Source organism: Streptomyces xantholiticus, from assembly GCF_014651015.1.
Classification (GTDB): domain Bacteria; phylum Actinomycetota; class Actinomycetes; order Streptomycetales; family Streptomycetaceae; genus Streptomyces; species Streptomyces xantholiticus.
In genome coordinates, this window is record NZ_BMWB01000052.1 from 1 (window position 1) to 11,074 (window position 11,074).

8 protein-coding genes are annotated in these 11,074 nt (G+C 66.8%); 5 read left to right on the forward strand and 3 right to left on the reverse strand.

The features are described from left to right. From IE198_RS34315 to IE198_RS34335, 5 genes are all read left to right on the forward strand, one after another. Positions 1-1,389 (forward strand): outer membrane protein assembly factor BamB family protein (locus tag IE198_RS34315; protein ID WP_229834845.1); only part of this gene is annotated, 1,389 nt, incomplete at its 5' end. 102 nt (positions 1,390-1,491) lie between these two features. Continuing rightward, on the forward strand, positions 1,492-3,576 hold the full coding sequence (locus tag IE198_RS34320) for an outer membrane protein assembly factor BamB family protein (protein WP_189893937.1): 2,085 nt from the start codon (positions 1,492-1,494) through the stop codon (positions 3,574-3,576). Between the two features lie 314 nt (positions 3,577-3,890). Beyond that, complete coding sequence (locus tag IE198_RS34325; protein WP_189893939.1) at positions 3,891-4,319, forward strand: hypothetical protein; 429 nt, start codon at positions 3,891-3,893, stop codon at positions 4,317-4,319. Positions 4,320-4,337: 18 nt separating this feature from the next. Beyond that, complete coding sequence (locus IE198_RS34330; RefSeq protein WP_189893941.1) at positions 4,338-6,626, forward strand: hypothetical protein; 2,289 nt, start codon at positions 4,338-4,340, stop codon at positions 6,624-6,626. Between the two features lie 51 nt (positions 6,627-6,677). Then, on the forward strand, positions 6,678-7,178 hold the full coding sequence (locus IE198_RS34335; protein ID WP_189893943.1) for a hypothetical protein: 501 nt from the start codon (positions 6,678-6,680) through the stop codon (positions 7,176-7,178). A gap of 24 nt (positions 7,179-7,202) precedes the next feature. On the opposite strand, the gene IE198_RS34340 is transcribed toward IE198_RS34335, so the two are convergent. The 3 genes from IE198_RS34340 to IE198_RS34350 are packed head-to-tail and all read right to left on the reverse strand — an operon-like array spanning position 7,203 to position 10,702. Continuing rightward, complete coding sequence (locus IE198_RS34340) at positions 7,203-7,916, reverse strand: hypothetical protein (RefSeq protein WP_189893945.1); 714 nt, start codon at positions 7,914-7,916, stop codon at positions 7,203-7,205. A gap of 8 nt (positions 7,917-7,924) precedes the next feature. After that, a complete protein-coding gene (locus tag IE198_RS34345; RefSeq protein ID WP_189893947.1) occupies positions 7,925-10,264 on the reverse strand; it encodes a MerR family transcriptional regulator in 2,340 nt (779 codons plus the stop codon). A gap of 12 nt (positions 10,265-10,276) precedes the next feature. Continuing rightward, entirely contained in the window at positions 10,277-10,702 is a 426-nt protein-coding gene (locus tag IE198_RS34350) for a hypothetical protein (RefSeq protein ID WP_189893949.1), read from the reverse strand. Between the last annotated feature and the right edge of the window lie 372 nt (positions 10,703-11,074).

An 11,074-nucleotide genomic window follows, 5' to 3' on the forward strand; every position in this document is an offset into this window, starting at 1 on the left:
CCCCACACCCTCCTCACCCACATCACCCAACGCGCCACCCACGTCTGGCAACACCAACCCCACCGGCCGGCCCCACCCCAGGACACCGCTCCCGCTCATCCAGAAAGCCCCTCAGCTGTCCCGCCCCGCCGCCTTCTACTGAAAGCCGGCACCGGAACCCTCGCCGCCGCAGCACTCACCGGGGCCGGCATCTGGACCTGGCTCAACACCAGCAGCAAGGGAAACGGCAACAAACCGGCAGGCGGACCGGCACCCGACGTGTCGCCGGCCAAGAAGGGCGACTGGCTCTGGCGGGTGCCGCTGAACACTTCGAAGTCCGTCCCCCAGCCGCCGAGACCACTGAGCTTCGTGGCCTCCGTCGCCGTCTCGGACGCCGACGGCGTTCGCGTCCTGGACATGAACCGGGGAGGCGTCGAGATCCCGTCGCTGGGCAAGGCACCCATGCACCGCTGCGCCTCCGACGAGGAAAGGCTGTACACCAGCGAAGCCCCCTCCTCGGGCGCCGGACCGCTCACCATCAAGGTGACCGACCTGGTGTCACGTGATCTGACCGCGCGTTCGACCGAGTTGAAGGACTGCAACGGCGCGCTGCCGGGAACGCAGCTCCTGTGCGGCCAGGAGGGCGTCGTCTACATCGCCGCCGGTCAGGGGAAGCCGACGGGCGGAGCACTGGGCTTCGGCCCTGACCAGAAGTGGTTCCTGATGGCCGTCGACACGCAGACGGGCAAGACCGTCTGGCGCCGGCCGCTTCCTTCGCGACCGGTGGCTTCCCAGCGGCTCCACTTTCTCGCCGCCAGGGTGATCGACCACGAGGAGACGTATCACCTCGTACTGCTGCGGGAGTCGCCCCAGGGCAAGGTCACCCTCGCGGTGCACGACGCCCGGACGGGGAAGCTCAGATGGGAACAGCCGCTGGAGGTCACCGACCCGGACGACGTCCAAGGCCTGCTGGAAGTCGATCTGGTCCACGTCTACCCGCCGACGGGGCCCTTGCGCGCACTCGCCCTCAAGGACGGCAGGGAGGTGTGGAGCTACGGCGTCGGCCGGTCCCGGGGTCGTACCGGACCACCTGTCATCGGCGACTCCCTGTTCGCCGTGGAAGAAGGAACGGGCCTCGTGGCGCTGGACTGGGTCACCGGCGACCTGGTGTGGCGGGAAACAGGTGGTCAGAGCACGGATGCCGACCTCACGATCCCGCCGGTGACGGGCTATCGGGGCGTCTACAGCTACGACCGCAAGGCCGGCCTGATGAAGGTGGTCGACGTCGCCACCGGCAAGGTGGCCAGAACGTACAAAGCACAGGGCGACCGCTTCTACGCCCACATGGGCATCCCGGAGCGGCTCATCGCCGTGGGCCGGGACTTCATCGCGGGCTACGAGATCGCCTAGCACCGGCGTACGCGACCGGCCCCGCGCGACCACCCGACCACCCGAACGCCCTGGCAAGGACCTCGTCCCACAGCGCATCCGACAACGAGAAGGCATCCCTTCATGCGACCCCTCGGCACCGGCGACCCGATCCGGCTCGGCCCCTACCGTCTGCTCGGCATCCTCGGTGAAGGCGGCATGGGAAAGGTGTACATCGGCCAGGACGCCGCAGGAACCGCCGCCGCAGTAAAGGTGCTACGGCCCGAAATGGCCCACGACCAGGGGCTCGCGCAACGCTTCGTGCGCGAGGCCCGGATGGCGCAGGCGGTCACGAGCAAGGGCGTGGCGCGGGTCCTGGGCGCGCAGACCGAAGGCGGACGGCCTTGGATCGCCACCGAGTTCCTGGCAGGTCCGACGCTCGACCAGGCCGTCGGGGCGCACGGCCCCTTCGACGAGGCGACGGTTCGTGTGCTCGCCTCCGCCCTGGTGCGCACGCTGGCCGACATCCACGCCGCGGGGCTGATCCACCGCGACATCAAACCGTCCAACATCGTCCTGACATCCTCAGGACCGCGGATCATCGACTTCGGCATCGCCCGCCCCGAGCACGGCCTGACGCTGACGACGACGGGCCAGGCGCCGGTCACCCCCGGCTACGGCGCCCCCGAGCAGGTGCTGGGGCAGCGGGTCGGGCCACCCGCGGACGTGTTCTCCCTCGGTGCCGTACTCGTCCACGCGAGCACCGGCGAGCAGGCGTTCGGCGGCGCGCACGTCGCGGCGGTGCAGTACGAAGTCGTGCACGGCGCACCCCGTCTGGAGCATGTGCCGCAGCAGCTCGCACCGCTGGTCGCGCCGTGCCTCGCAAAAGACCCCGCTCAGCGACCGACACCTGCGCAGATGTCGGTCGTGTTCGCCCGGACACGCGGCGCGGGCCGTATCTGGCGCCACGGTCCGCTGGCCGCCGACATCACACAACGTGAGCGTACGGTCCACCAGATGACCACCTTGGCCTCGGGCAGCGGCGCATCGCGGGGCATCTCCCGGCGCCGCCTGGTCACCGCGCTCGCCGTGGGCGGCACGGTCGTCGCCGCCGGCGGCGGCGCGGGGGCGTGGTGGCTCAAGGGGCGTGCGGAAGCGGACCCGTTCGCCCTGCCGCCTGCGGCCGGCACACCGGAGGCGGACAGCGTGCCCGAGTCGACGGGGCCACCGGAACCACTGTGGGGGCCGGTCCGTGCCCTCGGCAAGGGCTCCACCCAGGTACTGCCGGTGCGGGACGTGCTCCTTGTGGCCGGCCCGGACGGAAGTCTTGCGGCGCACGGCGTCACCGACGGCAAGCAGCGCTGGTCCGCCCCCGGTATCGACACGAAGGCAGGGTTCCTGTCCCTGTCGGACGCGCTCGTCGCAGCCGTCGACACGAAGGGACGCCTGGTCGCCTTCGTCGCCTCCAGCGGTGAACGCCGCTGGACGGCTCCGGCAGACGCGCACAAGCTCCTCGCGACCGACGAGTGGGCCGTCTACCTCAGCACCAAGGAGGGCCGTCTGCGCAGCATCAGCCGCTCGGACGGCACGGTCCGATGGACGGCTCCGACGGAGGCGGACCTGCTCACCGAGCGTCGGCCGACCGGCGTCGCGGCCAAGGGGCGCCTCGTCGTCGCCACCCAACCCGGTCAGGTCGTCGCCGTCGACTCGGCCGACGGCAGTGCCGTATGGAACATCGCCGACCAGGCCTCGGTGGACCTGGCGCTGATCCAGCCGACGGTCCTGGGCGACACGGTCTTCCTCAACGGTGCGTCGCTGACGGCCCGCAACCTCGCGGACGGCATGGAACTGTGGGGCAAGAGCGAGATGGTCGACGGCAAGCTGCAGCCCTCGGGCCCGCCCTTGGTCCACACAGACACCGTGTACACGAGCCAAGGCCCCTATGTCCTGGGGTACAAGGCCACGGACGGGACCGAGGTGTGGCGGTCCCCCAAGTCGTACTTCATGTACAGCCCCATCGCCGTGCAGGGCGACACCGTGTGCGCCATGAACCCCAGGCCCGCCGGGACGGACGGCGTCGAGGTACGGGCCATGTCCCACGACACCGGCAAGCAGGCCTGGACACACACCCTGCCGGCGGACGTCGGGAGCTACGGGATGGACGGGGACGGAAACCGCATCTTCGTGGTGGCCGGGGAGCAGCTCACGGCGCTTCCGGTCTTCGGCTGAGGCGTTGCACTCGCCTGCGGTACGAAGCCGTCCTGGCCTAAGTCCTGCCGCGCGGCAAACCCGGTCGGGTCGGAGGTCCTGGCGGCTGAGGTCCGTACCGTGCAGGCGGGCGGGGTGGTCGGAGGTCGATGCCACCGTCGGCAAGCACGTCCCGACGAGCTGCCGTTTGGGCCGATTCATTGCAGCTGCGCACGATTGGGGAGCCGTTTCCGATAAGGTCGGGCCGCGCAGGCCTGCCCTCCGGTCGCACGCCCTCGGGTCGCCTGACGACCGAGGGCCAAGGAGGGCCGACGGGGGTACGGAGGATTCTCGACGTGACGTTCGACGAGGAGTGGGCCGCCGCCCGGGCCGGGGCTTCACAGACCGTGGCCATGCGGCTCAACCAGTCCGACGGGGAGCCGGGACAGGGCGGCGGAGCCAAGGACCTGACCGTCAACCAGGACGATCTCGGGGCGGTCGGTCACGATGCCTACGAGCTCCACGGCAAGCTGTCACGCGACGGTGACCATGCCAGGCCGACGACCTTCAACGCCGCGATCGCCCTCACGAACGGCAACTTCGCCAGCGGACCCGCGGTGCTGAAGGTGCACGACCGGTGGAACAAGCAACTGCGAACACTGCTGGACGCATGCGCTCAGATCTCGAACCACCTGGACCACAGCAAGGCGAGCCACGCCGGCAACGACGCCGACATCGTCGGCCGCTTCACCTCGGTGTCCAAACTCAACGAGTACTTCGAATAGACCGTCGGGGGAAGCGCAGTGCTGCAGTTCGACGACGTCGTCAACGCTCCCGTCGGCAAGCTGAAGGAAGCCGTCGACGACTGGGCGGAGATGGTGACCAAGCTGGAGAGACTCGCCGACGACGCCCGCCTGGGGATGAAGGCCAAGTCCGACAAGGCCGACTGGAAGGGCGTCGACTCGGACATCACCAAGCCGTTCATCACCGAAACGGCCAAGGAGTTCGACGACGCGGCCGCCCAGGCCAAGGGCATCAAGCTGCTCCTCGAAGACGCGCACACCTCGTTCAAGGCGGCCAAGGACGCACTCGTCAGGATCAGGGACGAGGAGGGGCCGGCCGCCGGAATCCACGTCGACGCCCAGGGCAAGGTGAAGCCGCGTCACTCGCTGGAGGACGACGTCACGGCACAGCACGAACCCGGATACGCGGAAGCCCTGCGGAAGCAGAACGAAGCAGTCCGGTCCTGGCAGCGGAAGATCGACCGGATGGTCGAGGACTGCTCCGACGCCGACGAGTCATTGAAGCGAGCCCTCGCGGCGAACGTCACGGACGACCACAACTTCACCGCTCCCAGGCACAAGAGCCTCGACGCGGAGCAGGTGGATCGCGCGGCAGCTCTCATGGAGAAGGTCACGGGGCCCGGCGGCACGGCGCGCAATGCGGCCGCCCTGAAGGAACTCGCAGACCTCATCGACGACAACCGCGCCGATCCCGAGTTCTCCGCCGCCTTCTACCGGAAGCTGGGCGCGGAAGGAACCCTCGAGGCCTACACCAAGATGTCGCTGGACGCGACATCGCTGGGCCAGGCCGGCCAGGACCGGGTGAACATGGTGCGCGGGATCCAGAACGACATGGGCGCGATGCTCGGCCTCGCCACCCGGACCTCGACCCCGAACCACCTCGACGCCACGTGGACGACGCAGCTCATGCAGGCGGGCCGCAAGGAGATGGACGTCTCGGCCTTCACGGCCCCGGGTACCCAGGTGTACGGCTACCAGGCCTTGGGAGCGCTCCTGCGGGAGGGGACGTACGACAAGGAGTTCCTCACCTCCGTGGGCCGCGACATGGTGGCCGTGGACAAGAAGACCCCTGGCCTCTGGGAACAGAACATGCCGCTCAGCAGGACGATGGCTTTCAACCTCGACGAGGAGGGCGGCAGGGGGTTCAACCCGCTCACCGGACTCATGGAGGCGATGAGCAAGAACCCCGAGGCATCAACGGCGTTCTTCAACGAACCGGTCCGGGAGGACACCAACAACGACGGCATCGTCACCCTGTCGGACGCCGCGATCAAGGGCAAGGACACGCAAGGCGTCGTCGACCACATACTCGACAAGAAGCCGACCGCGGACTGGTACGACGCCACGGTCGGCGGAGAGACCAACCCCGGCCAGACGGCGCTGGGCAACGCGCTGGAAGCGGCTGTCACCGGCCGCGTACCGGGCGACGAGGACGCACCGCCCGTGTCGCACACCAGGGCCATGAGCAGCGTCATGGAGCAGGTCGTGGCGAAGATCGGCGCGGACCCGTCTCTTGTGGCAGCGAAACCCGGTGACCCGTCGGGCCCGCTGAGCGCTCTCGCCCCGCAGTTCGGCAACATGGCGGCCGAGTACATGCCGGACCTGCAGGCCACGGCCGAGAACGGCGCGGACCAGATCAAGCCGTTCGGGGAGCCGGCCGAGTTCCGCAAGGACGAGATGGCCGCGTTCCTGGGCGCAGTGGGCCAGGACCCACAGGCGTACGGCGCGATCACCAACGCGCAGCAGGCGTACACGACGGCACTCGTGTCCGACGTGTTCCAGAACCCCGAGAAACACGGCGACACGGGCGAAGCCGTGCGCAATGCCGTCCACCCGGGCGGCGAGATCGCGGGCATGATGACGGAGGCCCGAGCGCAGGCCGTTCACGACGCGAAGACTCACGAGGCGGCGGAGTACAACGCGGGCGTGGCGGAGAACGCCAAGTGGACGAATCGCATCATCGACGCGGTGGGCGGCAAGTACCTCGAGATGTTGCCGGTGGGGGGTGACGTGATCATGTGGGTGAAGGAGGACATCACGGAGTCGGCGGTGAAGAGCGCGGAGCAGGATAAGTCGTACGAGTCCCGCCGCGAGTCCGCGTCCGGCTACGCAGACGCTGAAGGCGCGGCAAAGGAAGCGGCCAGAAGCGCCGTTGAGAGCGGCGCCAGAGGATCCGGCCTCTCGGCTGATCAAATTGAAGAATACCAGGGTTCGGCCTCAACACAGATGGGGATGGGTCACTCCGTCGGCCGTGACATGGTGGCCAGTTCGCAGCCGAAAGGAAGTTAAACGTTGCGCCGACCACGTCACGTTTCTATCGCCGTTTCGACCTTCGCGTTCATGATGCCAATCGTGACCGGTTGCTCCAACGGCGAGGCCAAGGCCGTCCCGGAACTACCAGGACGCATCTGCTGGGACGTTTTCGCCAGTAAGGATCTGATTCCCTTCCTGCCCAGCGGCGACAAGGTCACGATTTCAGCGAGACCTTTCGCGCTTGCTGAAGACCTCGACTCGACGACATGTTCTCTCGACATCGACGGCCGTACCCAATTCCAGGCGTCTGCCAGGTACGAGAACTTCGAGCGAGGCATCGACTGGTCCAGCTATAAGAAAGCCGACCCCGACCCGATTGACGTAGGAGAAAAGGGCATCATCTGGTACAACGGCGCCGCGTCCTACGTTGCGTGTGAGCCCTCCAAGACACCCTCGACCCCCGGGAAGTACATCGACCTGCACCTCAGCACCTTTGACCCACCGGAGGACGAGCAGCCTCGCAAAGCACTCCCCACCCTGCTGAAACAGTTCGTGGCGTTCGCGCAGCGCGAGCTGAAGTGCCAATGACGGCCCCGCCAGGGGCCTGGGGTGCTAGTTCGAGTTCTTGAGCGTGGGCTCGGACTTCAGACCGCCGAGGTTGTCGCACTTCAACTGCCGTGCCAGCGCGACGGACGCCGAGTGCACCACCGTGGCGTCGGCGTCCCGCAGTCGCCCCTCGTCGCCTTCGGGCGGCAGCGCATTGCGCACCTCGGTCTGGATGTACGCCGGGGTCTCCTTCGACCCGGCGAGTTGTTCACTGGTGCAGGCGAACCAGAGGAACGCGTACTGAGTGCCCACCGACGCACGCTCCCCCATCTCGTACGGCGTCAGGCTCTGCGCGATCTCGTGCCCACCCTGTGCGGTCTCGGCGTCGGAGAGGCCGAACGTGATGCGTACATCGGCTGGACCGCCCGAGGCCTCCTTCGAAGAGACCGCACACAGGTCGGCTTCCACGCCCGGCCCGGACGGCGGGCTCAACGGCTTCCACCCGGCAACGAGTGTCTCGGCAGCGCTCCGGACATCGTCCTCGTCCGTCGAACGAAGCTCTGAGCTCCCGGTCAGCAGGGCCAGCGCCTTCAGGGCATTGGGCGACATGGCGCCGCCGCAGATCGCTCCGGAGGCGGCAGAGCTCGTCGTCTCGTCCGGTCCTTCACCCGCGGTCCCGTTGCCGTCGCCGTCGCCGTTGCCGTTGCTGCACCCCGCCGCGCCGGCGCAGATGACCGCTGCAACGGTCACCGCGCCCAGCACGTACCTACGGTTCCTCACGAGATCCCCTAGCCACCGGTCTCAGGGTCCTGTCCCTGCTGGTCTTCCTTCGAGTTGCCCTTGATGTAACCGAGGTCGGCGGCCTGCTTCAAGTCCATTCCGAAGTCACTGTCGGGTTTGATCTGATGCCGAGCCATGAAGTCGTTGAGAGCTGCCTGCGAATTGTCCTCGCCCGCCGTGTAGATATTGGTCCGCTGCTCTCGGATCTGGTCCTCGATCTTGTCCTTGTGCTCTTCCTGAGCCGCTTCGGACCAGTCACCGATGAACTGTCCGGCCAGCTGCTCCGCCGCCGCGCTGCCCTGGTCCATAGCCAGAGGAACGAGGATCGCCGCTGCACCTGCAGCGGCCGCCGTGGCGGGCAGGAACGCGACTCCGGCCGCGATTGCGGCGCCGGTACCGAACTGGATCCATCCGGACCGCTTCTCGAGGGCCTTGTTGTACTCCTCGTCCTTCTTCATGTTCTCGGCGGTGACCTGGTCCGCGCGGGACTGGTCGAGCATGCCCTGCACCTCAGCACCGGTGTACACGGCAGACCTGGCGGCACCTGAATCGATCTTGCCGTCGGCACCGACCGCCTGGGTGTCCAGCATGCCGTTGGTGTAGATGCGTTCGGCCGCCGCGATCGAGGCGTACGAGTCGGGGTGCTGTCCCAGCGTGCTGAGGAAGCTGCGTGCGTCGCCCTGCCCGAAGATCGCGTGCTTGTGCTCCTCGCCAGGCTTCGGGGCGAACATGCTGTCCGTCTTGTTGTCGTTCAGCGCCCAGTTGATGTCGTCGATGTAGCCGGCGCCCATCCGGCCCAGGCTGTCGGCCATGGCTTCCTGATGCTTGAGGAGCCCCGCGTCCCCGCCGTACTTCGTGACGACCTCCTTCATGATCTCGGCGGTCGTCTCGTCCCGGACCAGTTTGGGAGTCGGGTCGTCGTATGCATGGCCGAGCGTCGCGGACTCCAAGGCGTGCCCGAACGCATCGGGCATGTAATTCATCGACTCCTCAGCCGCATCGGGGTCATGGCCCACGATGTCCGGGAACGACTTGTAGTCCTTGTTCCCGAAGTAGTCCAGGTAGCTCGTTATCTCCTTGCCGTCCGCGTCCTTCGGAACGCCGCCCTCATAGGTGCCGTCCTCGTTGTACGCCTTCGGCTCGGAGGAGAAGAACTCCTTCGACGCCTCAGGGCTGTGGCCGAGCGCCTCGAGCATGCTGATGACCGGGTCGTAGCCCGCCCCGTGCTTTCCGGACGGGTTGAGGGGATGCTTGTCGTAGCCGAGCATGTTCTTCGTGTCGGCGAACATGTAGGGGTCCTTGGCGTGCAGCTGAACCACGTGTTCGGCGATCGGGTTCAGGAACTTCGGGTCGTAGTTCCCGTACCGCATGATGCCGCCGAGCAGCTGATACCCGTAGACACCGTTGTAGTCGTGCTTGGCCAGCGGGATGCGCTCGGTGCCGAGCTTGCGCATCTCGTCGCCCCACTTCTGGGTCCACTTGTCGTCCTTGCCGGTGGGGTCCGTGGCTGTGGCAAGGTTGAGACCGAGGTTCTTCTGGAGCTCCTGGACGTCCTTCAGACGTTCCTTGTCCTGCTCCGAGTAGTCGTACGTGTCCGTGGAGAGCTGCCCGAAGAACGCGAGGGCACCCTTCGGGCCGAGACCGTCGTAGAAGTTCCGCGAGAAGATCTTCGAGTCGTGATTGTCCTTGAGGAGTTCGTTGAGTTGCTCGAGCTCCTGATGCGAAAGGTCACGGCCCTTCTTCGCGAGGTCGACCGCCCGCTGGGCCTCTTCGGCGTCGATGCTGCTGTACTTCGGTGCGCTGAAGTTGTGCTTGTCGCCGGTGATGTTCGCCTTGAGCGCGTTCGACACGGCGACATCGGCGTCGTCGCACGTCTCCACGATGGCGTCGACGCGCTTCTGCATGGCCTCGATCCTGGCCTTCTGCGCTTGCAGCGCCGGACCGTAATCCGGGTCACGCATCGCAGCCTTGTCGTCCTCCAGCGGATGCTTGGCCGCGACCTTGCCCTGGGCCGTGATCACCAGGTGCTGCGCCGGCGCCTCGGTGTCCACCAGCTTCTCGAGGTCGTCCTTCGCCTTCTTGAACGCCTGGTACCCGTCCGACAGGATCTGCTTGATCCCCTTCGCGGCCTTCGCCGCGTCGTCGAACTCCTTGGCCGTCTTGTCCACGAACGGCTTCGTCACCTCGGCGTTCACACCGCGCCAGTAATCGTCCTTGGCCTTGGCCGCCATGGTCGAGCTCGCATCGGAAGCAAGCGTCTCAAGGTCGGTCGTCATCTTCGACCAGTCGTCCACCGATGCCTTCAGCTTGTCGAGCGGAGCGTGATACACGTTGTCGAACGTCAGCATGGCTCCCCCGCCTTACTTCAGGTACTCGTTTATCTTCGACGTGCTCAGAGCCGCAGCGATGTCCTTCTCTTCCTTCGCGTGCGACGCCGCGCTGTAGTCGAGATGATTCGAAATGTTCGCGCAGGCATCAAGAAGTGTCTTCAGCTGCGAGCTCCACGTCTCGTGCACCGTCGCCATCGCGGCGCCGGTGCGGAAGCCGTTGACGGTCATCATCTGCGCCGCTTCCGACGTGCTCGCGTTCGCGTGCTTCCCAGTCGTGTTCAACCGGCCGTGCAGGTTATACGCGGCGCTACCGATTGCGCCCAGCTTGTCCTGATTGACGCCGAGGTCGGCGGTACTGCTCCCAGCACCGCCCTCTGCGGGCAACTGGTTCAGGCGCGTGCCGACGTTCGCAGTTGACCCGGTACGCACTGAAGACCACTCGGTATCGAACGACATGAATCCCCCGGAACACATGCAAACGACAGGTGACGCGTCAACTGATTGACGGCCGGACTACCCTACGACGGAATCGGCGCGGGCTTAACTGTCCGCTCAGCATTTCCACATCCAAGTACCCGACCGGCCTGCGGTCGTCGACCGCACCCTCGGTCATCACGCAGGGGCCCCCGCCGGTAGGCTCCAATGCCGTAGTTGGAGCTCGGGGGGATTCGCAGATGAAACGTGTGCTGGTGATCAGTGTGAATCGGTTGACCGCCCGCACCGGCCCATCGTCAGGGGCGGTCGCTCCTCAGGCATTTGAGGTCTGAGGCTGATGTTGTCCCCACTGACCCACGACGATCCCGTCACGATCGGCTCGTTCACCCTGCT